The following is a 25,236-nucleotide window of genomic DNA, read 5'->3' on the forward strand; positions in this document are numbered from 1 at the left end:
CTTTGTGGGGCCTTAAACGTTGGCGGCAGCCACCGCGCTTTCCAGGACGCCGGCGTTTCGTTTGTATAATTCGGCGTCTTTGCTCAGGCTCTCCTTCATGCTTAGTTTCGCACTCGGGTTTCTCGTCTCCTTGCTGGTCACCCTGTTGATCGTGCGCTACGCGCATTTGCATGAAAGATTCTCCACCGACACCGATCTGGCGGGCGTGCAGAAATTCCACGTGCGACCCGTGCCGAGGATTGGTGGCACCGGCATTCTGATCGGGCTCGTGGCGTCGGCACTGCAGTTGCATGGGACCTACCCGGTCGTGTCGGCGGGGATTCTCGGCCTGGTGGCGTGTGGCATCCCCGCGTTTGGCGCCGGGCTGATCGAGGACCTGACCAAACGCGTGTCGCCGCTCGTACGCCTGATCTCTACGATGGCTGCCGCCGCCCTCGCCTACTTCCTGCTGAATATCGCGGTGACGCGCATCAGCGTGCCGCTGCTGGATTTTCTGCTGTCCTATGCGGTGATTTCGTGCGCGGTCACAGTGCTAGCAGTCGCGGCCCTGGCGAACGCCGTCAATATCATCGATGGCTTTAACGGGCTGGCGTCGATGGTTGCATTCATGATGTTCGCTTCGCTGGCATACGTGGCGTTCGAGGTGTCGGACCCGGTCGTCCTGTCCGCATCGTTGATCATGATGGGCGCGGTCATGGGCTTTTTCATCTGGAATTTCCCGGCCGGCCTGATTTTTCTGGGCGACGGCGGCGCGTACTTTATCGGCTTCATGCTCGCCGAACTGTCGATTCTGCTGGTGATGCGCAACCGCGACGTGTCCGCCTGGTACCCGGTGCTGCTGTTCATGTACCCGATCTTCGAGACGTGCTTCTCGATCTACCGGAAGAAGTTCATTCGCGGGATGTCACCTGGGATTCCCGATGGCGTTCATCTGCATATGCTCGTGTACAAACGGCTGATGCGATGGGCTGTGGGTGCGCGGACCGCCAGTGAGCTGACGCGGCGCAATTCGCTGACGTCGCCCTATCTGTGGCTCCTGTGCCTGATCGCGGTGGTTCCCGCCACACTGTTCTGGCGGCATACGTTGCATCTGTTCTGCTTCGTGGTGGTGTTTGCAGCGACCTACGTATGGCTGTATGTGAGCATCGTGCGGTTCAAGTCGCCGCGGTGGCTGGTGGTGCGGAAGAAGCGGCGATAAGACGACAAAAGGCGCCGAAGCGCCTTTTGCTTTGGTATTGCCTGCCTAGAAAGCCTTGTCGAGATCGACTTCATCCCCTGCTGCCTTGAGTTCACACCCCAAGGACAGTCTCCAGCCGTCGCCATCATCCGTCGCTCCTAAGGCCGCCCGCTTGTTGCAGACACAAGGCTTTCACTTATTGCACTTATTGCGTTTAATTCAGATATCAAGTACGCTTGATCCCGCATTGCGGAATGCATGCAGCCGATATATCGAATCATGAGCATCATGAAAAGGACCGCAGATATGCGTACCGTAGACCGAATCCGCGAGGTGACCCCTCCACCGTTGACGGATCGCGAACTGGAGATGGCACGCGTCGCGCAGCGCTGCATCATGGAAGCACTCGATCACTCCCGGGCCGCAGCCATTACCCTCACCACAGACAAAGGTGAACATCCGTCTGTCGACGTGCCTCCAGCAGCACTGAAACTAATTGGACAACTGCTAGGCGCCATGAGCGAAGGGCGCTCGATCACCATAATGCCGGCCAACCGGGAATTCACTACGGTAGAAGCAGCCCATTTTCTTAACGTATCGCGGCCGTTCGTCATAAAGGAAATTGAAGAAGGCAGATTGCAACATCGCATGGTGGGAACGCATAGACGGATAGCGTTTGACGACCTCGTCGAGTACGCAAACAAAATGCGTGAAAAGCAGGCCGCCGCCTTAGACCGTCTGGCTGATAATGCCCGCGAGTTAGGACTGGATTATTGAAATGGCGGGAAATGCACGTTACACCGCCTTGCTGGACGCGTGCGTCCTGTTTCCAATCGCGATCACTGACTCGCTGATGAGTCTGGCTACGGTCGGACTCTTTGCCGCCAAGTGGACACGGCGGATTGAACAGGAGTGGATCGATTCGCTCGAAGCGCAAAGACCCGAACTCAAAGGCAAGCTTGAGTTTCGGCGAGACAATATGCGCGAAGCTGTGCCGGACTGGGAGATTCCGGAAGCAGCCTGGGAGCCGCTCGTTGAGAGCTATCATCTTCCCGATCCGGATGACAGGCACGTCCTTGCGGCCGCGGTGGCGGGTCACGTCGATTGCATCGTGACCGCGAACCTTCGTGACTTCCCATCCGACAACGTTGCGGCATACGGCATCGAAGTCGTGGATCCGGATCGATTCATCATCAACCAGTGGGACCTGGATCCGATTGTCGCGATGACAGCGTTCAAGCACATGCGAGCCCGCCGGAAGAAACCTGAGTCCACACCAGAGGATTTCGCGCAGGCACTTGAGCGCAGCGGTCTGCCCGCAACCGCCCAGAGGATACGTGAGGCAGCAGAGCTGATATAGCTCGGGGCCAGCACATTCCGCAAGAAGATAGAAAGTCGCGGAGAAATGGCCGGATTATCAGTGCCTCAAATCACAAAACCTCACATCGAAGCCTGAATACCCGTCACGGTAGGCACGCTCTGCAGCGGCGGCGCCAAAGTCGGTTGATACTCCGGCACCCAGCGCCGCAGATCGCGCCGCACTTCGTCATCACCCGGCACCCGGTGCTGCATCAACCAGGGCAGCAGTTCGTCCAGCAGATTGTCCGGCACGCCACGCGCCTGAGCAATCCGCAGCTTGGGATGGGGCGTGCGGGTCGTGGTTTCGTTGTCGGCAAGCAATTCTTCGTAGAGCTTTTCGCCCGGTCGTAGCCCGGTAAATACGATGCGAATATGCTCCTCGCTGAAGCCATACAGCCGGATCAGGTCGCGCGCCAGATCGACGATCTTCACGGGCTCGCCCATGTCGAGAATGAAGATCTCGCCGCCACGCCCCATGCTCGACGCCTGCAACACCAGTTGCGAAGCCTCCGGAATCGTCATGAAGAAGCGTGTGATCTCAGGGTGCGTCACAGTCACCGGACCACCCTTGGCAATCTGCTGCTGGAACTTCGGAATCACACTCCCCGCGCTACCCAACACGTTGCCAAAGCGCACAGTCTCGAACTGGGTACGCGCGCTGGTCTGCTGCAGCGCCTGGCATGCCATCTCCGCCAATCGTTTGCTCGCGCCCATGACGTTAGTCGGGTTGACGGCCTTGTCGGTGGAGATCAGCACGAAATGCTTCACGTCATGGCGAATCGCCGCCCGCGCCACGCGATAGGTGCCCAGGACGTTGTTGCGCACCGCCTGCCAGGCGTTCTGTTCCTCCATGAGCGGGACGTGCTTATAGGCAGCCGCGTGAAACACGATGTGCGGCGCATGGCGCGACAGCACCTGATCAAGTAGCAACGAGTCTTTCGCGTCGCCGATCACCGGCACGACGGGCAAGCCCGGGAAGCGGTCGTGCAACTCTTCAGTGAGCTTGTACATCGCGTACTCGGACAAATCGAACGCAATGAGTTGAGCCGGTTCGAAGCGCAGAATCTGACGGCACAACTCCGAGCCGATCGACCCTCCTGCTCCGGTCACCATCACCACCCGGTTACGCAGCAGTGCTTCGACGTGCGGCGTGTCGATCTTGACCGGATCGCGGCCCAGCAAGTCTTCGAGATCGATCTGACGGACCCGCGAAAGGAATGCCTGACCTTGCGTCAGCGCGGTCAGTGCGGGCAGCACCATGGCGCGTACGCCCGCGCGCACGCACAAGGTCGCAACCCGGCGTTGCGCCTCAACCGAAGCCGACGGAATGGCGATGATGGCGTAATCGGTCTTGAGCGACTCCGCAAGTTGCGGCAACTCGCTGATAGGACCGAGAACCTTGTAGCCGTAGATTTCACGGCCATGTTTGGCGACGTCGTCGTCGAGCAGGCCAACCAGACGCCATTCGCTGGACCGCGACAGTTCGCGCGCCAGGCTGGCGCCGGCCGAACCTGCGCCCAGCACCACAACCGGCTTACCTTGTGCGACCAGGCCGCCATAGAGATAAAACTCCTTGGTGGCGCGGTAGAGCGCGCGCGAGCCGCCCATGGCGAGGAACAGGAGCAGCGGGGAAACCACCAGCACTGAACGCGGGACGATCGGCACCGGCTGAACCATGACCGACACCACCATCGCCACCAGCGCGCCCGTCGCGACGGACTTTGAGATACGAATCAGGTCGGGCAGGCTCGCGAATACCCACATGCCTCGATACAGCCCGAAGATGCGAAACATGACGCCGTAGACGGGTAAGACCCACGCCAGCGCGTGCAGGGCGCCGGTCCAGAAATCTGCTGGAACCGAGCCGTTGAAGCGGATGATGTAAGCGGTGAGCCAAGCCGCTCCGACTGCGCACAAGTCGAACAGAAAAGCGCTGAGAGATAGCCACGAAGCTTTGTTTCTTAGCATCAGCGTGATACCTCAGAAGATTGTTCAGACAGTGTTGACTGAAAGCGACGCCAGCGAAGATCCACCGTCGCACCCAGCAGACACAGCACGACGATCCACGCGGCAACGACACACCATTGAACAGCAGGCGAGCGGCCCAGTAGGCTTATTGCAAGCATTATGCCTGCCGCCATCACCGCATACCAGGCCGATGCGGTCCGGGCATGGCTCATGCCCGAGCGCACCATCCGTTGATAGTAGTGCTCCCGATGCGCTTGCCAAAATTTTTCGCCGCGAAACAGCCGTCGCATCAACGTGATCGTTGCGTCTGTGATGAAGGGCGCGAAGACCAGCGCCGGAAACCAGATCGGCCACGCGCCGCGCAGCCAGCCCCAGTAGCCCAGCGCGCCCGCCAGGAAGCCCAGCGAAATCGATCCGGCGTCGCCGAGGAAAATCCGCGCCGGGTGGAAATTGAACAGCAGAAAGCCCAGCGCCGCCCCTGCCACCGCGGCCGACGCCAAGGCCAGGTCCGGCACCGGATGTGCGCCGATCCCAGCGGCGATGGCATATCCGCCGAAGCCGAACAGCGCCATGCCTCCCGCCAGGCCATCCGCGCCGTCCATAAAATTATAAAGATTGACCAGCCAGAGCATACAAAACGACAGGGCCACCAGCATCCACCACGGCACCGGCGCCGGATAGACTGCGACGAAGCCTGCCACCGCCACCAGGTGGGCCGCAAAACGAACCCGCGCGGGCAGCCCACGGCGATCGTCGATCTGCGACACGGCCGCGAGGAAAGCCGCCGCCACGGCCGCGCACCAAAGGCCCGGTCCAGTCAACAGGATCGCTAGCACCGCTACCGGAGCGATGCCCCAGCCCCCTACCCGAGGTGTGGGACGCACGTGCAGTGAACGATCGTTCGGAATGTCGGTGGCGAGGCGCCAGGCCAAGCCGGTTTTCAGTAAGACCTGCAGGATCACCGCGCACACGCACGCGGCCACAAGGGCTTCCAGCCCGACGGCAGTCCACGGCGATTGGTTAAAAACTTGCATGAACATGGACAATCTCAATGCGTCGCTCGATACCAGCGGGCGGTCGCCGCCAGTCCGTCGTCGAGGGAATGAGGTGGCTGCCAGCCCAACAGGCTGCGAATCCGGCTAGCGTCGACCTGCAGACTGCCGATCAAACGCTCGATCTGCGGCGTACGGTTGGTCAATTTCCCGGCCAGACGCAGCAACCCCGCCGGAACCGGCAACAACCGGGTCGGCTTCTGCAGATGCTTGCCGAGCGAGCGCGCCAGTGTGCTGACCGTCGGATCGTCGCCGTCTGCGACGTGGAAGCACTGGTTGGCCGCGCGCGGATCGGTCGCGCAGTGCATGAGCGCGTCGGCCAGATTCTCGACGTAGACCAGGCTCCGCCTCGCATCGACGCAAGCCAGCGGCAAAGGTATGCCCTTCCACACGGCGTCCATGAGCCGCAGAAAGTTGGCGCGAACTTCCGGGCCATAGACCAGCGGTGGCCGGACGATCACGATCTCCATCCCTACGCTCTCTCCATAACGCGCAAGCGCCTGCTCCGCGGCCAGCTTCGAGCGGCCATAGGCATCCTGGGGCGCCGGAATATCGTCCTCGCGCAGCGGCCGTCCTTCATCCGCTTCAGCGGTCGCCTTGATACTGCTGACGAACACGAAGCGTCGCGCGCCGTTGCGAAACGCCGCTTCGGCGACACGCAAGGCGCCTTCCACATTAGTGGCGCGATAGGCCGCATCCGGATCAACCGTGTCGTCGCGCATCACGTGCACGCGCGCGGCCAGATGAATCACACACGCCGGGCTCAGTCCTGCCGGCCAGGCGCTGCCGATATCCTTAAAGTCCTGGCTGGTTTCGACCCACTCGCGCACCCCGTCGACACCGATCACACTGCCAGCGCGCCGCATAAGCCCGGTGACAGCGTGACCACCGTGGACAAGCGCGCGGCACAGCGCCCGCCCCACGAAGCCGTTTGCTCCGGTCACGAGGATCTGCGTCATAGCCACTTCCAGCCGAACCGGCTAAAGAACTTGTACGCCGATGCAGCGAACATCCGGATATGGGCCGATCCTTTACGCGCCGCGCCACCGCCGTGATGCAAAACACGCACGGCCGGCAGGTAGACGACACGGGCCACGTCATGAGCGCGCAGGCTCAGATCGTAGTCCTCGAAATACAAAAAGTAGCGTGCATCGAAGCCTGCGAGCTTCTGCAGCACTTCCGTTCGAAACAACATAAAGCAGCCACTGACGATGGGCGGACTCCAAACGATATCGCGGTCGTTGATCAGGTCACGCATCTCGTAATGTGCGAGACGCCGGGCAAACAGCCGCTGCACGCTACCGGGCAAAAAGCCCCGTACGAACAGGTCCAGCAAGGTTGGGTAGCGCCGGCAAAGGAACTGCTGGCGACCGTTCTCGTCGCCGATCCACGGCGTCAGCAGGCCGGTGTCAGGATGCCCTTCAAAGAAGTCGACGGCGCGGACCAGCGCGTCCCGGTCGAGGTCGATATCGGGATTCAGCACCAGGTGATAGCGGCTCTTCGCGGATTTAATGGCCAGATTGTGGCCTCGGCCATATCCGACGTTGCCGTGCCCGGTCAAAATGCTTGTCGTGACATCGTCCGCGCCTAGGGCTTCAAGTGCAGGACGAACGTCCGGCAAGCCGCCGTTGTCCACCAGGTAAAGCGTGACCGGCCAACCCGGCCGGGTGGCACGCAACGTCTGGCAGGCAGCACGCAAGGTGGCAAGCGTGCTCTCCAGTTCCGCGAGGTCCGGCCTGTAGACCACGACGGAAACGGATAAACCTTCAATTTCAGAGCGCGGCGCGATCGTAGCATTCATATGGAATTGGACTGCGTGTCTTATAACGACACTTGGTTCGTTGTGTGGCCGCAACAAGCACGCAGTTTGCTTAATTTTGGCGACTTCGGCAACCGGGCTTTCCTTTTGTTACGGCTACATCTGCTTACATCAAACCCCATTTATTCTGCAGGAATCGAAAGGATATGCTGCAAAATCAACGCACTTTCGCATGTAAGGTTGTGCCTAATATCGTGAAATAGTAAAGTAGCGCCGCCAAACTCCGTACGTTTCTGATTCCATCGAATAAGTGTGGTGTCGTGCGTAATGGCCCGACGCTTATTATTACAACTCGCCCGCGGGGCAGACTGAATGCGCAGCAGACCACTCGTCGTCGATCTGGATGGCACCTTGATTCGCTCGGACGTCCTGATTGAGTCCGGTTTCGCCTATCTGAAGGCCGCCCCTCATCGCTTCTACGAGCCGCTTCTGTGGCTTGCACGCGGCGGCAAACCCGAACTGAAGACGCGCCTCGCAGGCGCCACGAATGTCGACGTCACCGTTCTGCCTTACGACGCCACCGTGCTCGAATGGCTGAAGGAGGAGCGCGCCGCTGGCCGCACGCTGGTACTTGCCACGGCAAGCCACGAACGCTACGCGCATGCCATCGCGGATCACCTCAAGCTGTTCGACAAAACCTTCGCCACCAACGACACGATCAATCTCTCCGCGCACAACAAGCGCGAAAAGCTGGTGGCCGAGTACGGTGAGAAGGGTTTCGATTACGCCGGCAACTCGCACGACGACATCGCCGTCTGGCAGTCTGCTGATCGGGCGTACGTGGTCAATCCGTCCAACGGTGTGGAAAAGGCCGCTCGCAAGATCGGCAACGTGGAGCGCGTCATTGAATCGCGACCGCCGAGTGCCAAGATCTGGGCGAAGTCGTTGCGGTTGCATCAATGGCTGAAGAATCTGTTGATCTTCCTGCCGCTCCTGGCTGGACACAAGCTGTCGTCGCCGCACCTCGTGATCGACGCGTTGCTGGCGTTCCTGATCTTCGGGCTGTGCGCGTCCAGCGTCTATCTGCTTAACGATCTGCTCGATCTCGAAGACGACCGGCACCACCCCGTCAAACGCCGGCGTCCATTAGCGTCAGGTGCATTGCCGCTCACCTGGGGGATTGGCCTCTTCCCTGTGCTACTCGTCGGCTCATTTTCTGCGGCATGGATATTATTGCCGTGGCGTTTCTGCGTGGTGCTGCTTGGCTACTACGCATTGACGCTTGCCTACTCCATGTATCTCAAACGCCAGGTCATGGTCGACGTGGTCGTGCTGGCGATGCTCTACACAATCCGCATCGTCGCCGGTTCGACGGCGGTAGGCGCGCAACTGACGTTCTGGTTGCTGGCGTTCTCGATGTTCATCTTCCTCAGCCTCGCGCTCGTAAAGCGCTACGCCGAGTTGCACTCAATGAAAGAGCGCGGCCTCGTCAAGACGCGAGGGCGTGGCTATGTCGCGAGCGACCTGTCATTGATCTCGTCGCTCGGCACGTCGTCCGGTTATCTCGCGGTGCTCGTTCTCGCGCTGTACATTCAGGACGCGAAAACCGCCAGCCTCTATAGCCATCCGCAAATCATCTGGCTTGCCTGTCCCCTGCTGCTTTACTGGGTCAGCCGAACCTGGATCATCGCGCACCGTGGCCAGATGCACGACGACCCCATTGTGTTCGCTGCACGCGACCGCGTGAGCCTCGCCGTCGTGGCGTTGACCGGCCTGGTCTTTTGGGCGGCCATCTAGTCGATGAGCACCGTATTGTCGTGGGGGCGCTACCCCAACCTGCCACAGGACGTGCATTCCGTTGCATGGCGCGACGGTGCGCGCGACGCGTGGCGCGATGCGGCGCGCGAACACGGCACGGCGCTCGTATTTGGTAATGGTCGCAGTTACGGCGACAGTTGCCTCGCGGCGTCGGGGCATGTGGTGCAGACGTTGCCGCTCGACCGGCTGATCGCAGCGGACTGGCAAACGGGTGTCCTGCGTGCTGAACCCGGCGTGACGCTCGAACAGATTCTCAACGTCGCCATTCCGCGCGGCTGGATGCTGCCGGTAACGCCCGGCACCAAGTACGCGACGCTCGGCGGCGCCATCGCCAACGACGTGCATGGCAAGAACCACCACGTGCGCGGCACCTTTGGCCGGCATGTGCGCCGCTTTGCTCTCGCCCGTAGCGACGGCACGCAGTTCGAATGCGCGCCCGATGAGCAAGCTGAATTCTTCGCCGCCACGATTGGCGGACTCGGCCTCACGGGCATGATCCTGTGGGCCGAGATCCAGTTGATGCCGATCCGCTCCAGCATGATCGATGTGACGAGCATCCGCTTTGCCAATCTCGACGAGTTCTTCGTGTTGTCGGAACGGCTCGACCCGCTGCACGAATACAGCGTGGCGTGGGTTGATTGTCAGAGCCGAGGCTCCGCGCTTGGCCGTGGCATCCTGATGGTCGGCGACCATGCCACGGATGGCCCGCTCGAAGTGACGAGCCGCAAGAAGAAAACGGTGCCGTTCACGCTGCCGATTCCGGTCTTCAACCGGGTCACACTGCGCGCGTTCAACGAACTCTATTATCAAAAGCAGCAGCGCGACGAAGTGCGGTCGACGGTCGGCTACGACAGCTACTTCTACCCGCTCGACAGCCTGCTGGAGTGGAACCGCATCTACGGCCGCTCAGGCTTTCAGCAATATCAGTGCGTGGTTCCGCCGGCCGTCTCGCGCGACGCGACCCGCGCGATTCTCGACGCCATCGCGCGAAGTGGCACCGGCTCGTTTCTCGCGGTACTCAAGCGGTGCGGCAATGTGCGCTCGCCCGGCCTGCTGTCGTTTCCGCTCGAAGGCACCTCACTCGCACTCGATTTTCCGCAACGCGATGCGTCGAACTTACGGCTTTTCGCCGCGCTCGACGCGATCGTACGCGAAGCAGGTGGACGCATTTATCCGGCCAAGGACGCGCATATGCCCGGCGCCGACTTTCGCGCCGCTTACCCTCAATGGCAGCAAGTCGAAGCGCTGCGCGATCCTGCGTTGCTGTCGCGCTTTTGGGAACGGACAACTCAAACATGAAAAACATTCTTATCGTTGGCGCCACGTCGGCGATCGCTATTGCTTGCGCCCGCGAATGGGCGAAACAAGGCGATGCCCGCTTCTTCCTCGTGGCTCGCAACGGTGAACGCCTTCAGCAGGTTGCAGATGATCTGACCGCGCGCGGCGCGCAACTGGCTGCCTGCCATCAGTTGGATATCGATAGCCTGGAGCGTCATTCGGGGATGCTCGAGCGGTGTGCGAGCGAACTTGGCGCGCTGGATATCGTGCTGGTGGCGCCCGGCACGCTGCCGGACCAGGCGGCATGCCAGACCGATCCAAACGTCGCGGTTCGCGAGTTCAATACGAATGCGGTCTCCGTAATCGCGTTGCTGACGCCGATCGCCAATACCCTCGAAGCGCAAAAGCGCGGCGCGTTGGCAGTGATTTCGTCGGTGGCCGGCGACCGTGGACGGCCTTCGAACTATCTGTACGGCAGCGCCAAGGCTGCACTCTCCGTGTTCTGCGAAGGGCTCAATGCGCGGCTTTTCAAGGCCGGCGTGCATGTGGTCACAGTCAAGCCGGGCTTCGTGGCAACGCCGATGACTGCGGGCCTGCCCTTGCCCGGACCGCTGGTTGCCACACCTGAACAGGTCGCGAGCGACATCGTGCGCGCAGTCGAGAAGCGCAAGGATGTGCTGTACACGCGGTGGTTCTGGGCGATCATCATGCTGATCATCCGTTCAATCCCGGGACGGGTTTTCAAGCGGCTGTCGTTGTAAGAGCGTGACGCGGGCCAGCAATTTCCATTGCCGGTCCGTGCTGCGACTACTGCCGCATAAAGCGGTCAATCTGCGGCAACAGTTGCCGCGCGACGCGGCTATTGCCAGCGTCGGACAAGTGGTCCAGGTCTGCGTACAGAAACTTCCCGTCTACGCTCTCCGGGCATACGTCTTTCGATTTGTCGCACAGCGCTGCCGAAGCGTCATACACAAGAATCTCCGGGTGCCGACGCGTCAAGGTGGCGATTTCCTCGCGATACTGCTTCGTCACCTCGAGATGATGCGTGTAGGAAATCGAGCATTTTTCCGGCGTCCCATAGCGGCTCAACTCAACCAACTGGTGAGCGACGGGTACGCCAACAATGCGCCGCTCCAGGCAACGCTTAGGATCGCCCACCGTCGGATTGTCTACGACGATCGCGACACGCTTACCAGCTCGCTCTAGCGCTATGATCGTTGCATCGAGTCCGTTCAACGCGCCTGCCGGGTCAGGCGTCACACCATCCGGCTTGTAGAAAGTGTTGGTCATGACCACACGGGTCGCGGTGGCCAACACAACCAGTTGCACGTGCGGATCTGCACTGATGGTTTGCAGGGCAATCTGATTGGTCTTCTGACATTCTTCGGCTTCCGCCCCCGCATGCCACCAGGTCTGGAATACACCCGTGACCGGCGCGCAACCTGCTCGCGCCAATAGTCGCCAACGGTTGCCGGGTGTCGATTCGCGCAGGACTCCCCAATACAGCGCCAACGCTTTGCTATCTCCCCACAGCACGAAACGGGCTGGCTCCCGTCCGTCCTGGGCACAGGGGAACAATGCTTTGTCCGCATCGGGCACCCCGCAGGCGGGCACGGCGAGCGCGGCGCCATCGCCATTCTTCGCCGTCGCGGGATCTGGACCGGAGCCGTGCTTGTCATCAAAGGTGAGCAGGTCGTAGGTATGCGCAATTGAGCCGCATCCTGCGACGGCAAGCAGGACTATGCAAGGCAACACCACGCTGATCGCACGCGAACGGCCAAACCGGATGGGCTTTTCGATGAAGACGTACGTGCCCCACGCCAGCAGAATGCTCGCCACCACGAGAGCAGCGCGCACGGGCGCAACCGGGGTTTGTCCGGCGATGATCGTCGTGAACGAAAGCAACGGCCAATGCCAGAGGTACAACGGATAGCTGATCTTGCCGATCCAGACCATAGGCGGCAAGGACAGCAGACTGCGGTTGACGATGGCGCGCGGACCGGCCCACAGAAGCAGAACCCCGCCACAAACCGGCACAATGGCCCACCAGCCCGGAAACAGCGAGCGGCTATTCAGCGCGGCCACTGCCCCGATCAACAGCGCCAGTCCCGTGACTGAAAAAACGGAACGCCACCAAAGCGGCACGCGCTGCGCGAAGCGGGACGACGCGGCAAGCAGGCAACCCGCCATCAGTTCCCAGAAGCGGCTGAGCGGCGAGAAAAACGCAGCCGTAGGATGCATGCCGATGGTCAGTATGTTGACGAGGAACGACACGACGAGGATGCACAGCGCCGCAACGAACAACCGCGCGCGGCTCTTGTGGGTCAACGCAAGGACCAGCGGCCAGACGATATAGAACTGCTCTTCCACACCGAGCGACCATAAGTGCAGCAGCGGCTTAGCGTCCGCCGCGCGATCGAAGTAGCCGACCTCGCTCCAGGTGACGAGATTCGCGACGAACGCCGCACCGGCGACGACGTCCTTACCGAGCGCGCGATATTCGTCGCCGAACAGGCAAAACCATCCCACCACACAGACGAAAATGAGCAGCGTGGTCAGCGCGGGAAAAATGCGCCGAATGCGTCGAGCGTAGAAAGTAAAAATACTGAACCGGTCGGCGTCGAAGTCGGCCAACAAAATGCTCGTGATGAGAAAGCCCGAGATCACGAAGAAAATGTCGACGCCGACAAAGCCACCGGGTACGAGCGCCGGAAAGGCATGGAACAGCACAACGACGAGGACCGCAATCGCTCTGAGGCCGTCGATGTCAGCGCGATAGGTGGGCACACCCGCTCCAGCCAAAGTGGAACTGGTCATATCGCCGTCTCCGCTACGGTTTGGTCCAGAGACGCAGGTACACGTCGGCAAACGGTCCCAGCAAGGACGGTTCGTACGGACTACCGCTCCTCGCATCACGGGCCGCGAACGCCAGCAGTTCGTTGGCCAGATTGGGCTCCGACCTTTTGAACGCGAGCCTTAACTGAGTGTTGGACAGGTAGATATCCCAAAGCGCGGAGATGGCCGCTTTCGTGTGAGCATCTCCCTTCATCAACTCAACGAACTGCGCGGGCGGCGTCACCAACGGCAGCCCTTCAGACGTATTCGCCTGAGCCGCACACATCCTCGCCCGGAAGCGATCGACCAGCGCGTAGGCCTGTTGCGCCCCCTCCAGACCCTCGAGATGCAGCCGCAGATAAAGCGACGCGCCGGTCGGATTGCACTCTAACGCCACCGCCATCGTGGAGGTCACCTTCAGGAGTATGGATTGCTCACGTGCTACCGGAATGCCGGTGACCGTTGGCAACATCGCGAAAGCGATGGTGAGGCAGCATAGCCACCGTGTCACAGTGGACCGATACGAAGCCTCGATATAAAGCGCGTATACGGCCAGTCCCATGAAGAACGGAATCAGCATCGGTGATGCGTGGAACTCACCAAAAGCCCAGGTTAAGCCCAAGGGTTCCCGCGCGACGGCAAATGCAAGCGTCCACAACAACGGTATGCCAGTCAGCAGAAATGCGACCCTCAGTTCCACCGCAGCGAATTTTTGCCGCACACCGATTGCGGTGAAGACGCACCACAGCAGCATCGACACGGCGCCGAATATGAGCGCAGTCGTCTCGTTACGAATCCCGAAACCGCCGCCCATAATGGCGACGAAATAGGCGACGTGCGCGCTCAATTTTTCCGGCGCGGCCTGGTGGACGAGGCTCGTGGCTGCACTACTCACGTATTCGCCGTGCATCAACAGCCAGGCGAGTCCAAGGAAAATGATCAGATGCACCGCCAGAACGAGCGTTCCAGCAATACGTGTCACGGGTTTGCGATCGAATACTGAAACCCAGAACAGATGCGCGCCTGCCGCGAGCCACAAGAACGAGCCTTGTGCCTCGCTTCCCGACGCGAGAATGCACATCAAAAAAACGGCTGGATACGCACGGAAGCGATACTTCTCGATCAGCAGGATATTGGCAGCCAGAAATGCAAAATCGTAGTACAGCCAGGTCTGGAACTCCCACAGCAGATAACTCGCCTGCGAGGGATTCAGCAAAGGAATGACGATCGCAAAAGGCAGCAGAATTGCAAACTGATTGGCGATTCGGGAGTGGCGAAGCGTTGCATAAATCAGGACGCCGGTTAACACCAGAAAGGCGACGCTTTCGAAAATCAACGCGCGAAAGTGCATGCTGAAGATTTTCAGGCTGCCCAGTGCGAATGCATATTGAAACGCCACCAGATGCTCGTTATTGCGCGCGAGCAGCATCTCCTTGAAGGTCAGGTTTCCCGACTCGGCCTCGTTGAGATAGTAGAGATAGCCGACGCTGTCCCTGCTAAGCCATGTGGGACCGTAGTGAATCACCCACGCCACCAGCACGACCGTCACCGACGCGAAGGCGGCGATTGCAGCGAGACGGGTGACGCGATGCGGATTCATATCCAGATCTCTTGTCCCAAGGAGGGTGGACTACGTCACACAAGGCATTCAGTCAACGAACACCAACGCACGGTCAAGGCGATATTTGACGACATAGCCGATGGCCAATCCGATACACGCACCGACATACCGCCAGGACTCCGTATGGAACAACCACTGGAAGAGGAATTCGCTGCCCCAAAACACGAGCGTCGTACAAACGCCGGTCAGCGTGTACAGCACAAAGGTGTGCGCATCTCGGCGCGTGTTCGTGGCGCGCCAACGAAAGATCCAGCGCTTGTCCAGCAGATACTTGACAACGAGGCCAATGCCCGTGCCCATCACAATGGAAAACATCACACCGTATTCGCCGCTGAACAGCCGAACCACGACCGCCTGAGCGCCCAGGTTGGCGAGGGTGGAGATGCAGGCAAACAACGCGTAGAGAAGAGCTAGATTCATGCGGAAATATAGGTAATGGGCTGTGGTTGGCTGTGGTTGGGATAGCGATTCGGGATGCATTTTACCGCGGCCACCCTTGCGTTTTACCCCATGACACGAAGCAGCACGGCGCCTCGCCCGTCCCCGCACAATATTTGCCGAAGCTTGCGCCGCCCAATTCGCCGGACGCCAGCAAGCCGCGGGCCTGCTCAATCGTCAGCGGGGACTGACAACGGTGCAGCCTGATCCCCGCGCACCGCAAAGAGACGCACATGGTCTGTTGCCTGGGCGAAATCGTGCGGCAACTCAAACCGGAAGCCTGACTTGGCGAGCGAGTCAGCATCGAACAACGCCGCGACATCCGGCCTGTCGATGCCTACCGGCGCGACAAACACCACCCGGTCGGCCACGGTGGCGACAACGTAGTCCGCCCGCACCTTCTGCGCAGGCAAGCCCGCCCAGCCGCCGAAGGTCCGGCTCTCGAACGCCTTGGTGACATCGTCCACGTGACCACCGCTGGCTTTGTCATTCACCTTGATCAGGGTTTGACCATCGTCGACGAAGGCTTCGTTATCACCGCTCTTTACCAGACGGATCTTCGCGCCCAGCAACTTGTTCATGCTCGCGTGGATCGCCAGATCCTGGGTGGTGAACGTTTTCTCCTGAGACAGGCGTTGCACCACTTCTGGCAGATCGGGCTGCGGCACCGCGTACGGCATTCCGCGCTCGACCAGTTCCTCAATCACGATGTTCGGCCGTTCCTGTGCAACCATCCGCGCCAGCAGGTCCGAATCCGGGTCCCGCCACAGATAGATCACGCGACCATAGTGCTCGGAGAGGAACGGCTGGATGGCGGTGAAAAACGAATCGCGAAACGCCAGCACCGTGCCGGGCTTGCCCGGGCATACCGTTGCGAAAAAGGTGCGCGGCGTGAGTTGCAAACCGACGCCGAGCGGCAACTGCGCCTGCCGCATCTGTTGGCAATCCGGGGTCAACGGCGTGGTCGGCTCTTCGATCGTTTCGATCCTGGGTTCCCGGATCATGCGCGACATGTCAGTGAAGAACGGCGACTTCTGGTCGGCGGGCTGGACGGTCTTGAACGTCAGATCCTCCGGGCGCTCGCCCAGCGACCTGATCAGGTCCCGGTACGCGAAATACCCGCCGTAGTTGGTCCAGTGCGTGTCAGTGTGGAAGTACAGCTTGCGGCCTGCATCGGCCTTGTGTGCCAGCAGGTCGGCGGTAGGATTGACGAAATAGGGGGTGGCGCCCAGATAGCTGACCAGTTCATCTAGCCGCGACGGGCCGTCGCCCTTCACGCGCGTCGGAATCAGCTCCGGAAAGATCGTGTTCTTTTCCGGGCCAACCAGGAACCGGTACTCGATTCCCTGGCTCTTCAACCACTCGTAGCGCTGCATCAGCCCGGCTTTCCATTTCGCGAGGTCATCCGGCGAAAAATGGCTCGTTCGCTGCAGGTCCGGCAGACTCGAATCGTCGGAAATGAACAGCCATTCCTTCTTGCCTGCAATCACATGCGCCGTGCCTGACAGGTGGAACCACCGGTAGCTCATATAACTGTGCAGGCTGAGCAGGGCGTTGCGAAAGCCGAACCGGTCGTTGACGAAAGTTTCGAAGTCCTGTGGAAAGTGGCGCAATCCCTGCGCGTTCAGGTCCCCAACCGGGAAATCAGCCAGATTGCGCTTTTCGGAATTGCTGCCGTCTCCCGACCACATGGTTGCGAGCGGCACCGTAATCGCAGCGAGGAAGACCGCGGACATCGCAATGTTCGTGAATCTTTTCGAGTTCATGGCGATCAGAAGCGGAAATAGATGAACGGGTTGTACGTTCCCGCAGCAAGCTCTGCGCCGCAGAAGGCAAGCACGACGGCAATCGCGAGGAGTCGTATATAGAGCAGCGGCGTGCCTTGATATGCGTCCGACAGCGATACCACTGCCGCTGGGAGCGGCTCTTTCGAATGATCAGGAAAGCGGCGGTTGCGCCAGTCGCGTGCGAACGCGGTGGCAATAGGCGTAGCGAGCAGCATGCCAAGCACGATCGTCGCGGCGGTCTGAGCGTTTAGATAGAGGCCCACCTGGGGCGTAAAGCCGCGCCCTGCCCCGCCTCCAAACATGGCCGCGAGATACGACAGCGCATAGCTGAAGCCGTCCGCGCGAAAGAACACCCAGCCGATCATCACCATCAACATTGTGTAGCACCAGCCAAGGAAACGCGGCGCACCATCGAGCAGCTTGCCGAAACGGCTGCGCTCCAGCACCAGCAGTGCTCCGTGAAACGCGCCCCAAAACGCGAAGTTCCAGCTCGCGCCGTGCCACATACCGCACAACAGGAACACGACGAACAGATTCGCACCGACGCGGGCACGCGACGCGCGGTTGCCGCCAAGCGGAATGTAGAGGTAATCGCGAAACCAGGTGGACAGCGAGATATGCCAACGTCGCCAGAACTCACGGACTGACCTGGAGATGTATGGATAGTTGAAGTTTTCCGTCAACTCGAACCCGAACATGCGCGCGAGGCCAATCGCCATGTCGGAATATCCGGAGAAGTCGAAATAGATTTGCAACGTGTAGCAGAGGACACCGAGCCACGCGGCCGGGGCCGACAAACTCCCGGACGGTGTCGCGAATACCTGATCCGCGACCTGTCCGAGCACGTTGGCGATCAACACCTTTTTACCCAGACCGAAAACGAAACGCTCCACGCCCGAACTGAAGCGTTCGAGCGTATTGCTACGGTGCATGATCTGCTCGGCGATGTCGTGGTAGCGAATGATCGGACCGGCAATCAACTGAGGGAACAGCGAGATATACACGCCCATGTTGAGCGGGCTGCGCAGCGCCTTCGCTTCACGCCGGTACACGTCGACGATATAGGAAATCGAATGGAACGTGAAAAAGGAAATCCCGACCGGCAGCGTGTTTCGCACCACGTTCAGATGAAAGTGGTGATGCGAGCCCATCAAGGCATTGAAATTCGACGCCAGAAAGAACGCATATTTATAGTAGACAAGGACAAGGACATCGACGCAAACGCCGACCGTCAGGATGACGAATTCCAGCTTTCGGAACCGCGCCCACTCAATGCACAAGCCGATCAACCAGTTGAACAGGATCGACAGCAGCATGAGAGGCAGATAGACAGGCTCGCCCCAGGCGTAAAAGATCAGGCTCGCGACCAGCAGCCACATATTGCGCAGACGGTGCGTCAGCGCGTAATAAAGGCCTAATGTGACCGGTAGAAAGACGTACAGGAAAATCGCAGAACTGAATACCAAGATGTCCCCTTGCTGGTAAGCGACTGCGGGCCTGATGGTCCCAAAAAACGGCTTGGTCCTTTATAGTACAGCCTGTTGCCCGGAATCACGGCGCTCGCTCTGGCTCAAGCGGCGCCCCGGCTGTGTCGGATGATAAAACGGGCGCCTTGAATCAAGACTGGGGGGTTGTCCCGGTTTTGACCCGCCCCCCTCTCAAGACCGCCGCCGCGATCCAGACGAGAATCGCCAGCGCTTGCGTCGCCAGACCAAAGCACCACAGCGAGGCATGGCGCGTCATATCGAACACGCCGTCGCCAAACACAGAAGATCCGATCGCATAGAGGACCGTGATGCCTCCCATGGCAAGCAAGAGATCGATGCCCAGCCTGTCGGTCCGCCCGGTCAAAAGCTTCACGCAGTACCAGACCGACGCCACCACCCCGGAAACCATCGCCACACTCATGAGCCAGCGAAACACCGGCTGCGGCAGCGCATCGGCGTAGGTCGCGAAAGACGTCGCCACGGCGAGGCGGTAGCGGGCATCGTTACTGGAACGTGGATCTTCGAACATGCCATAGCCCGGGTCCGGAAAGGGACGAGCCAGGTCAATCGCACGCGAGACCGGCCCAAAGAACGTGCCAGGCTGACTCACAAACAACGGAATCAACCGCGCCCGCGTAGCCCTCCGCAGTTCTGGACATGGATGGTTTTCCTGCAATCCCGGCGTGTACCAGTCCTTGCCGATGCCGTTCACGCATGACGCCGGCAAATGCAGCGTAGCGAGCGCGGACGCGGGGTCTTTCGCGGCCGGCAGAACCGCACCGAGGAACGTATCGGTGATGTTTGCCATCTTGATGCCACCCTGCAAGCCGTAGTCCGAAGGATTCAAGACGGCAAAGACAGGCGGACAGAGCAGGCCCACGAGTGCAAACGTCGCAGCGGCGCGTCGCGCGTTCCAGCGTTTCGCGACCACGAGCGCCGCACACAGCCCGAACGCGGTCGCCAGTCCGGAGTATTGCTGCTTCGCTAGCCCGAGCATCAACAGTCCCACGACCATCAGGACCAGTAGCCGGCGCGGCGGTCTCGCCACCGAGGTTCCCAGCAGCCACAATGACGCCGCGCAGACGAACGCGCCCAACAACATCGTGAATTCGTTGTACAGCGTGTTGAAATAGGCGAGATAGCCGATCTCGCCGAATATCGCCGTGAACAGACCCGCGACGACGAGAGATCGCCCACGTCCGCGCGCCGCCGCGATTAACGCCCATAGCGCTGCCAGTGCCGCCGCAATTCTGAGACCGCTGATCTGGCGAAAATCAACGTGCCCATCGTGCCGATGCAGCCGTGTCGCTATGTAAGGAAACAGATTGTCCAGCGATACGACGCACAGATCCATGCGCACATCGCGATCGAGGACGAGTCGATTGACAGGACCGGCGACATGCGGCGCCGTCTTGTCGCTGCCGTCGCCATAGTCCTGCCAGAGCCCCATGCAGCTCTCTACGCGAATGAAGTCGAAATGATTGGAATAGGCGAAGAGTGGCGACGCCATGGTGATGGCGAACATCTTGCCGACGGTAAACAGCAGCACCGCCGCTGTTACCGCCAAGACCACCATCCTCACTGCCGGCGCGCGGGAGCGGCCCACTAGCACGGTCGCTCGCCAAGTTGCGAGGCTGACTGCAAAACCGAAGCACCGCGCCCGTCCGCAGCGAAGACGCCGTCAAGCGATACCTGTAGCGCTACTAAATTGATGCTTGTGACCCATTCCATAAAACGTTCCCTTGAGTAGCGGAGGGTAGCGGCTGTTCCTCGCCAAAGCCCGCCTCCGCTACCAGCCAGCGAAGGATCGAGCTTCAGCTAACGATCCGGTTTAGCTCTGCCCGCGCGCGATTCTGCGGAGCCGTTGCCGAAGGGCCCGTGCGGCGGTTGCAGCCGCACCGTGGTTCGCGCCGTCCGCGCCGCCTGACTGCGACGACCGGCCATTCGCCGCCAGTGCAACGCCCAGCTGCTCGTTCAAGACATCCCTCGCTTGCCATAGCGCTGCAGACTGCATGCGCGCCGCCTGCAGGATCCGGTACGCGCCCTCGTCCTTTTCGCGCTGGATTCGCTGCAGCAAAGCGATCGCCCGTCCTTGCTCGGTGTCGCCACCCATCGCCAGCACGCTCTTGACCTCGTTGATCGCGTCACGCGTTTCTTCGAGATAGCGGCGCCCGGACTTGCCATCCGGCTCCATGTAGGTTCCTTCGCACCACTCGTTCCACGAGTGCAGGAACACAATGCGCTCCTCCGCCGGGTAACGTGCGGCGCTATCCAGCATGGCCTGCTGCAACCACAGCTTATAGGCGTCGCCGCCCGTGTTGATGTGGACGATGGCGCGCGAACCATACCGCGGCGTGTTGTCCCACGGCAACATGACGGTACGCAAGCGCCGGTATTCCGGCGACGGGCGGCTCATGTGGAAGCGTGCAAACTTCTCGTAGTCGACAATACGGCCTGTGAAGTCATCGCCCAGTCCGAGCGAATCGGTTTCCGTGCTCAAGACCTGCTGCGGGATCACGTTCGACGGAATCTCGTAGCTCGCGTCGAATCCAAGTTGACGGGGCTGTGGCGGGTCCGACGTCCAGTCGTCGACCATGACCAGATACACCCCTGGGAATCCGGCCTTCGCGACTTCATCGCGCCAGATTTCCGTGGTGCTCAGGATGTCCGGGAACAGATGCGCCTTGTAGATGCACAAGATCGGCTTGCCGTTGACCTTGGTATAGCGCTCGTCTTCGAACAGCGGCAGCAGTTCGCGGATAAACGCGACATCGTCCTCTTTCGAGTGCTGCTGCGCGATGATGACTTCATTGTCACCGCCGTCCCAGCGCTTGCTCCAGTTCTCATTGGCCCACAGGAAGAAGAACGGCATCTTCAGATCCGAGCGAATGTAATTCTCGATCGGTTTGTAGAGCAGTTTCTTGCCGTGGAAATAGTAGTAGTAAAAGCAGAAGCCCGAAATTCCATGCTCAAGTGCCAGGTCGACCTGCTCGCGCATCACGTCGAAGGAGCGCAGATCGTAGTAACCCAGCTCGCCCGGAATCCGCGGCTGATAATGGCCGTTGAACAGCGGCTTCGCCTTGATGACGTTGTTCCACTCCGTGAAGCCCATGCCGTGCGCCCAGTTGTTTTCCGGAATCGGATGGAACTGGGGCAAATAGAACGCGAACGTGCGCGGCATCTCGTTGTCGGGCAATGGAACCTTCAGCGTCAGGGTAAGCGGGTCTTCCTGTTCGAGCACAGCAGACAGTTGCGGCTTGTCACTCGAATACAGCGAACGCGGCTCGGCTGGCGTGGCCTGCTCCTGCAGGCTGCTCGGCATCCGCGCGGCCTTCTTGCCGACCCGGCCTTCCTTTTCACCGAACCGGATGAAGTGCAGCAACGGATTCGCGCCCGCCATCGCGACGTCGTTGTTGCGCTCCAGATAACCGTGTGCGTCGAACTCCGGGCCCGGCAGATAGCCCAGCGGGCCGCCGATCGACAAATAGTGCTCGGCTGGGCTCAGAGCTGATGCTTCGACATCGGCATGATGCACCGCATACCAGGCTCCGTCGAAGAGCGGCGATTGGTTCAGCAACTCACGGTCAGCCGGATCAATCGCAACCGGTTTCGCCGCACCATTAGTAGCCGCTGCCGCCTTCACCGAGCCCGTTTTCGTTCGTGTTGCTCCGTCGCCTCGTCTTGCGAGGACATCGGCCACGTAACGCGTCGCATCGATCACATCCTGCACCGCCAACAGTCGCGCCGGTCCCAGCAGGTTGCGAACCAGCTTGACCTCAGGCGCATCGCTGCCATAGAGACCGGTGTAGGGCGTGTACTGACGGAACGCGCCCATGCGGCCTAGCAAGATGACGCCGGGCGTTTCCATGGCATTCGCCAGGTGCGCCGGGCCACTGTCCACGCCGATAAAGAAGCGTGCACGCCGGATCACCTCGGCCGTTTCGAGAATACTGGTCTTGTTCAGCAGGTTAGTCGACAGACCGTGCAGCGGTGAGGGCCGCTCGTCCTTCGTGACGCCGACTTCGACAATAGGAAGCTTGAGTTCTTTGGCGATCCACGTTGCGAGCGTGCGCCAGTTCTCACCGGTCCAATCCTTTTCGAGGTTATTGGATTCGCGATGGATGACGCAGTATTCGGCGGGCAGGCCGAGCGCATCGACAGCGCGCGTGTTTTCCTCGCGCAGATACATGCGCGGCGCCGCCGACAGCTTCGGCAAGCCGGCACCAATCGTGAAAGCTTCGAGCAGCGCACCGTAGTCGAGCCATTCGTAGGCATTCACGAACGGATTACCCTGGTCCTTGATGAGCGGCACCCGGCAATGCGAGCACACGCGATAGTTGACGTGCAGGTCAACCACCTTGTCGTAGCCGGCGTGGCGCGAAATCTTGATCCAGTCCGTCAGGCAGTCCACCGCGACGGTTTCATCGACATGCGGATTGGCATCGATGAGATCGCGATAAGCCTTGTTGACCACCCAGGACAGCGTGCAGCCAGGATATTTCATTTTCAAATATCGGGCGACCGGCTCGCACGCCACGATATCGCCAATATGCTCTACCAGCCCAATAACGACTTTCATCCCTACCTCACCTCGCTCTCACTCGATTCACACCCTCAGGTGCCGGTCGTTACTTATTCTGTCGCCCTACGCCTGCTGGTTCAGGAGCCTTTCGTGACTCGCTTCAACCGTCGCAAGGGTGCAGTAAGCCGCCAGCTTGTCGATCCATGTATTTCATCTAGCGCCGTCTGCAACGCTGCTTCGCGAGCGCGCGTCTGCACAGCGTCGGCGCTTGCACTGGCCAGCTTCGCAAGCGCCGGTTCGATCTGCGCCCGCATGTCGCCAAGCTCGGCGCGCAACTGCTCGACTTGCGCCTGCATACCAGCCAGCAGACGGTTCTTTTCCTCTTCCGCTGCGGCAAGGCGCTGATCTGCCTCGATACGGGCACCGTCGAGCGCATGGGCAAGCTGCTGATCGAAATCGCGCCGAAGCGCCTCGACGCGTTGATTCGCCTCTTCGTAACCCGCACGCAACTCGCGTACCTCATCCAGACACTTTCGCCCGCCTGAGCGCCCGGCGGCGCCGTTGCGCAATACCTCATGTTCATATTGAGGCTTGTTCAGCAGCGCCAGCGCCAGATCGTCAGCGGTTTCAACATCCACCAACAACTCGCAAGAGCGCAGCACGTAGGCCTCAAGTGGATCCGGTCCCGCTGCCAGCGTACCGACCAGCGCAACTTCGCGCGCCCCGCCAAAAATATTCTCCGGGTTTTCCCGGAAATTGTCGGCATTGTAAGCTAGAACAACGTGCGCTCTAACCCTATAGCCATATTCCTTGAGCAGCGCCAGGCTGCGCAAACCGTCTTCAAGCGAATTGCACTCTGCGTAGATAGCCGGCTGGCAGCGGCCAATGGTTCGCCCCGCACCGCGCAGGACCATGTCCTCCATGCCCTCCACGTCAATCTTAATCAGTGCGCATGACGAAACGTCGAGATCATCGACAGCAATTGACCGGATCGCCAGCCCCTCGGGTCGGCCGGAAGCGCCTTCGTGGCCGTTCGTATGCACGCCGGGGACCAGGACGTCGCGCAGCGATGCGCTGCCGTAGCTGGCCGGCGATTCGATATCAATCGACGGGATCAGCTCATCTTTCGCGGTCGCCGATGCCACGGCGTGTTCTAGCCGAACGTGCTTCACCCCGTTTGCGGCAATATTGCGGCTCAGCACTTCGAAGCTGGTCGATTGGGCCTCGATCGATACGACGCGCCCCGACTCCCCGACGTGCCGGGCGAAGGCCAGCGCGTGCGTGCCGATATACGCCCCTACGTCGATAACCGTGTCGCCTTCGCGAACCATCGACAGCATGAAGCTCAGTTCATTTTCTGCCCACTCGCCGTAAAGGCGCAGGGAGTCGGTGATGGCCCCCGTGTCGTTCGCGAAAAACGTGACTTGCCCGTAGCGGAAGTTCACGGTCTCGAACAGATCATCAGAATACATTTGCCAACCTCAATTTTTTTAGCCGGTTTGAACCACTTATGTGCGGCGTATCGCTCAACGCCTTATCCGGTACGGCACGAACTGCCCCGTCGCGTGTGTCATGCAGATGCGCCTGGAATCAGGCGCGTTGTTGCGCCAGCCAATGGACGTAGCGCGCGACACCTTCCTGCACGCTCAGAAATGGCGCGTCGTAGCCGGCTGCACGCAGCTTCGTCTGGTCTGCCTGCGTGAAGCACTGATACTTGCCGCGCAGTGCATCGGGAAACGGAATGTATTCAAGCGTTCCGGCGCGGACCAGCTCGTCGAGCGACAACGAGGGCTTGCCGTCAATCTCGCGCAGCGTGTTGACCACGGCCACAGCGACATCATTGAACGGCTGAGCACGGCCGCTGCCCAGATTGAAAATGCCCGACTTCTCTGGATGATCGAAGAAGTGCAGGTTGACCTTGGTCACATCTTCCACGGAAACGAAATCGCGCGTCTGCTCACCCGCCGCATAGCCGTTGTACTCGCCGAACAGCTTCACCTTGCCTTCGGCGCGGAACTGGTTGAAGTTGTGAAACGCCACTGACGCCATGCGCCCCTTGTGCGTTTCGCGCGGCCCGTACACGTTGAAATAGCGAAAGCCGGCAATCTGGCTTTTCGCCGTAGGCAGCACGCGGC

The 25,236-nt window shown here is 60.4% G+C and carries 19 protein-coding genes; 6 read left to right on the forward strand and 13 right to left on the reverse strand.

Annotated elements, in window-relative coordinates:
* Window positions 1–97: 97 nt before the first annotated feature.
* From WCA85_RS16635 to WCA85_RS16645, 3 genes are all read left to right on the forward strand, one after another.
* Entirely contained in the window at window positions 98–1,198 is a 1,101-nt protein-coding gene (locus WCA85_RS16635; RefSeq protein ID WP_424065675.1) for an MraY family glycosyltransferase, read from the forward strand.
* 285 nt (window positions 1,199–1,483) lie between these two features.
* The gene (locus WCA85_RS16640) at window positions 1,484–1,954 is read left to right on the forward strand and encodes a helix-turn-helix domain-containing protein (RefSeq protein ID WP_424065709.1); all 471 of its coding nucleotides are present in this window, start codon (window positions 1,484–1,486) and stop codon (window positions 1,952–1,954) included.
* A 1-nt stretch (window position 1,955) separates the two neighbouring features.
* Window positions 1,956–2,537, forward strand: coding sequence for a PIN domain-containing protein (locus WCA85_RS16645; protein WP_424065677.1), 582 nt, complete (start codon window positions 1,956–1,958; stop codon window positions 2,535–2,537).
* An 80-nt stretch (window positions 2,538–2,617) separates the two neighbouring features.
* Here WCA85_RS16645 and WCA85_RS16650 read toward each other — a convergent pair whose 3' ends face one another.
* Genes WCA85_RS16650 through WCA85_RS16665 form a run of 4 tightly spaced genes read right to left on the reverse strand, consistent with a single transcriptional unit; the run spans window position 2,618 to window position 7,357 of the window.
* Window positions 2,618–4,504 (reverse strand): polysaccharide biosynthesis protein, encoded by a 1,887-nt coding sequence (locus tag WCA85_RS16650; protein WP_424065679.1) that lies wholly within the window; start codon window positions 4,502–4,504, stop codon window positions 2,618–2,620.
* Entirely contained in the window at window positions 4,504–5,544 is a 1,041-nt protein-coding gene (locus WCA85_RS16655; RefSeq protein WP_424065681.1) for an MraY family glycosyltransferase, read from the reverse strand. The genes WCA85_RS16650 and WCA85_RS16655 overlap by 1 nt, the downstream gene beginning before the upstream one ends.
* A gap of 8 nt (window positions 5,545–5,552) precedes the next feature.
* A complete protein-coding gene (locus WCA85_RS16660) occupies window positions 5,553–6,515 on the reverse strand; it encodes a UDP-glucose 4-epimerase family protein (RefSeq protein ID WP_424065683.1) in 963 nt (320 codons plus the stop codon).
* Window positions 6,512–7,357, reverse strand: coding sequence for a glycosyltransferase family 2 protein (locus tag WCA85_RS16665; protein WP_424065685.1), 846 nt, complete (start codon window positions 7,355–7,357; stop codon window positions 6,512–6,514). The genes WCA85_RS16660 and WCA85_RS16665 overlap by 4 nt, the downstream gene beginning before the upstream one ends.
* A 330-nt stretch (window positions 7,358–7,687) precedes the next feature.
* Between WCA85_RS16665 and WCA85_RS16670 the strand changes: the two genes are divergently transcribed.
* From WCA85_RS16670 to WCA85_RS16680, 3 genes are read left to right on the forward strand one after another with little or no spacing between them, the layout of a single operon-like run.
* Window positions 7,688–9,112, forward strand: coding sequence for a UbiA family prenyltransferase (locus WCA85_RS16670; protein ID WP_424065687.1), 1,425 nt, complete (start codon window positions 7,688–7,690; stop codon window positions 9,110–9,112).
* A gap of 3 nt (window positions 9,113–9,115) precedes the next feature.
* A complete protein-coding gene (locus WCA85_RS16675) occupies window positions 9,116–10,432 on the forward strand; it encodes an FAD-binding oxidoreductase (RefSeq protein ID WP_424065688.1) in 1,317 nt (438 codons plus the stop codon).
* Window positions 10,429–11,172 (forward strand): SDR family oxidoreductase, encoded by a 744-nt coding sequence (locus tag WCA85_RS16680; RefSeq protein WP_424065690.1) that lies wholly within the window; start codon window positions 10,429–10,431, stop codon window positions 11,170–11,172. Before WCA85_RS16675 ends, WCA85_RS16680 begins: the two co-directional genes overlap by 4 nt.
* A gap of 46 nt (window positions 11,173–11,218) precedes the next feature.
* On the opposite strand, the gene WCA85_RS16685 is transcribed toward WCA85_RS16680, so the two are convergent.
* From WCA85_RS16685 to WCA85_RS16725, 9 genes are all read right to left on the reverse strand, one after another.
* A complete protein-coding gene (locus tag WCA85_RS16685) occupies window positions 11,219–13,228 on the reverse strand; it encodes an acyltransferase family protein (protein WP_424065692.1) in 2,010 nt (669 codons plus the stop codon).
* Between the two features lie 13 nt (window positions 13,229–13,241).
* On the reverse strand, window positions 13,242–14,846 hold the full coding sequence (locus tag WCA85_RS16690; RefSeq protein ID WP_424065694.1) for a hypothetical protein: 1,605 nt from the start codon (window positions 14,844–14,846) through the stop codon (window positions 13,242–13,244).
* Between the two features lie 48 nt (window positions 14,847–14,894).
* Window positions 14,895–15,287 carry a GtrA family protein gene (locus WCA85_RS16695; RefSeq protein ID WP_424065696.1) on the reverse strand — a complete coding sequence of 131 codons (393 nt, stop codon included), beginning with the start codon at window positions 15,285–15,287 and terminating at the stop codon, window positions 14,895–14,897.
* Between the two features lie 188 nt (window positions 15,288–15,475).
* Window positions 15,476–17,041 (reverse strand): DHHW family protein, encoded by a 1,566-nt coding sequence (locus tag WCA85_RS16700; protein ID WP_424065698.1) that lies wholly within the window; start codon window positions 17,039–17,041, stop codon window positions 15,476–15,478.
* Window positions 17,042–17,076: 35 nt separating this feature from the next.
* Complete coding sequence (locus WCA85_RS16705) at window positions 17,077–18,558, reverse strand: MBOAT family O-acyltransferase (protein ID WP_424065700.1); 1,482 nt, start codon at window positions 18,556–18,558, stop codon at window positions 17,077–17,079.
* Window positions 18,559–18,709: 151 nt separating this feature from the next.
* The gene (locus WCA85_RS16710) at window positions 18,710–20,146 is read right to left on the reverse strand and encodes a hypothetical protein (RefSeq protein WP_424065701.1); all 1,437 of its coding nucleotides are present in this window, start codon (window positions 20,144–20,146) and stop codon (window positions 18,710–18,712) included.
* 264 nt (window positions 20,147–20,410) lie between these two features.
* Window positions 20,411–23,158 (reverse strand): glycoside hydrolase family 99-like domain-containing protein, encoded by a 2,748-nt coding sequence (locus WCA85_RS16715; protein WP_424065703.1) that lies wholly within the window; start codon window positions 23,156–23,158, stop codon window positions 20,411–20,413.
* An 80-nt stretch (window positions 23,159–23,238) separates the two neighbouring features.
* Window positions 23,239–24,573 carry an FkbM family methyltransferase gene (locus tag WCA85_RS16720; RefSeq protein ID WP_424065705.1) on the reverse strand — a complete coding sequence of 445 codons (1,335 nt, stop codon included), beginning with the start codon at window positions 24,571–24,573 and terminating at the stop codon, window positions 23,239–23,241.
* Between the two features lie 118 nt (window positions 24,574–24,691).
* A partial coding sequence (locus WCA85_RS16725; protein WP_424065707.1) for an NAD-dependent epimerase/dehydratase family protein occupies window positions 24,692–25,236 on the reverse strand: 545 nt, incomplete at its 5' end.

This window comes from Paraburkholderia sp. (genome assembly GCF_049581445.1).
GTDB lineage: Bacteria > Pseudomonadota > Gammaproteobacteria > Burkholderiales > Burkholderiaceae > Paraburkholderia.

What these genes read in the sequence shown, in the direction of transcription:
- WCA85_RS16655 (WP_424065681.1), bottom strand. Translation starts at nt 5,544, where the DNA reads ATGTTCATGCAAGTTTTTAACCAATCGCCGTGGACTGCCGTCGGGCTG.
- WCA85_RS16645 (WP_424065677.1), top strand. Translation starts at nt 1,956, where the DNA reads ATGGCGGGAAATGCACGTTACACCGCCTTGCTGGACGCGTGCGTCCTG.
- WCA85_RS16720 (WP_424065705.1), bottom strand. Translation starts at nt 24,573, where the DNA reads ATGTATTCTGATGATCTGTTCGAGACCGTGAACTTCCGCTACGGGCAA.
- WCA85_RS16675 (WP_424065688.1), top strand. Translation starts at nt 9,116, where the DNA reads ATGAGCACCGTATTGTCGTGGGGGCGCTACCCCAACCTGCCACAGGAC.
- WCA85_RS16690 (WP_424065694.1), bottom strand. Translation starts at nt 14,846, where the DNA reads ATGAATCCGCATCGCGTCACCCGTCTCGCTGCAATCGCCGCCTTCGCG.
- WCA85_RS16635 (WP_424065675.1), top strand. Translation starts at nt 98, where the DNA reads ATGCTTAGTTTCGCACTCGGGTTTCTCGTCTCCTTGCTGGTCACCCTG.
- WCA85_RS16650 (WP_424065679.1), bottom strand. Translation starts at nt 4,504, where the DNA reads ATGCTAAGAAACAAAGCTTCGTGGCTATCTCTCAGCGCTTTTCTGTTC.
- WCA85_RS16695 (WP_424065696.1), bottom strand. Translation starts at nt 15,287, where the DNA reads ATGAATCTAGCTCTTCTCTACGCGTTGTTTGCCTGCATCTCCACCCTC.
- WCA85_RS16640 (WP_424065709.1), top strand. Translation starts at nt 1,484, where the DNA reads ATGCGTACCGTAGACCGAATCCGCGAGGTGACCCCTCCACCGTTGACG.
- WCA85_RS16665 (WP_424065685.1), bottom strand. Translation starts at nt 7,357, where the DNA reads ATGAATGCTACGATCGCGCCGCGCTCTGAAATTGAAGGTTTATCCGTT.
- WCA85_RS16660 (WP_424065683.1), bottom strand. Translation starts at nt 6,515, where the DNA reads ATGACGCAGATCCTCGTGACCGGAGCAAACGGCTTCGTGGGGCGGGCG.
- WCA85_RS16680 (WP_424065690.1), top strand. Translation starts at nt 10,429, where the DNA reads ATGAAAAACATTCTTATCGTTGGCGCCACGTCGGCGATCGCTATTGCT.
- WCA85_RS16700 (WP_424065698.1), bottom strand. Translation starts at nt 17,041, where the DNA reads ATGTCCGCGGTCTTCCTCGCTGCGATTACGGTGCCGCTCGCAACCATG.
- WCA85_RS16685 (WP_424065692.1), bottom strand. Translation starts at nt 13,228, where the DNA reads ATGACCAGTTCCACTTTGGCTGGAGCGGGTGTGCCCACCTATCGCGCT.
- WCA85_RS16715 (WP_424065703.1), bottom strand. Translation starts at nt 23,158, where the DNA reads ATGAAAGTCGTTATTGGGCTGGTAGAGCATATTGGCGATATCGTGGCG.
- WCA85_RS16670 (WP_424065687.1), top strand. Translation starts at nt 7,688, where the DNA reads ATGCGCAGCAGACCACTCGTCGTCGATCTGGATGGCACCTTGATTCGC.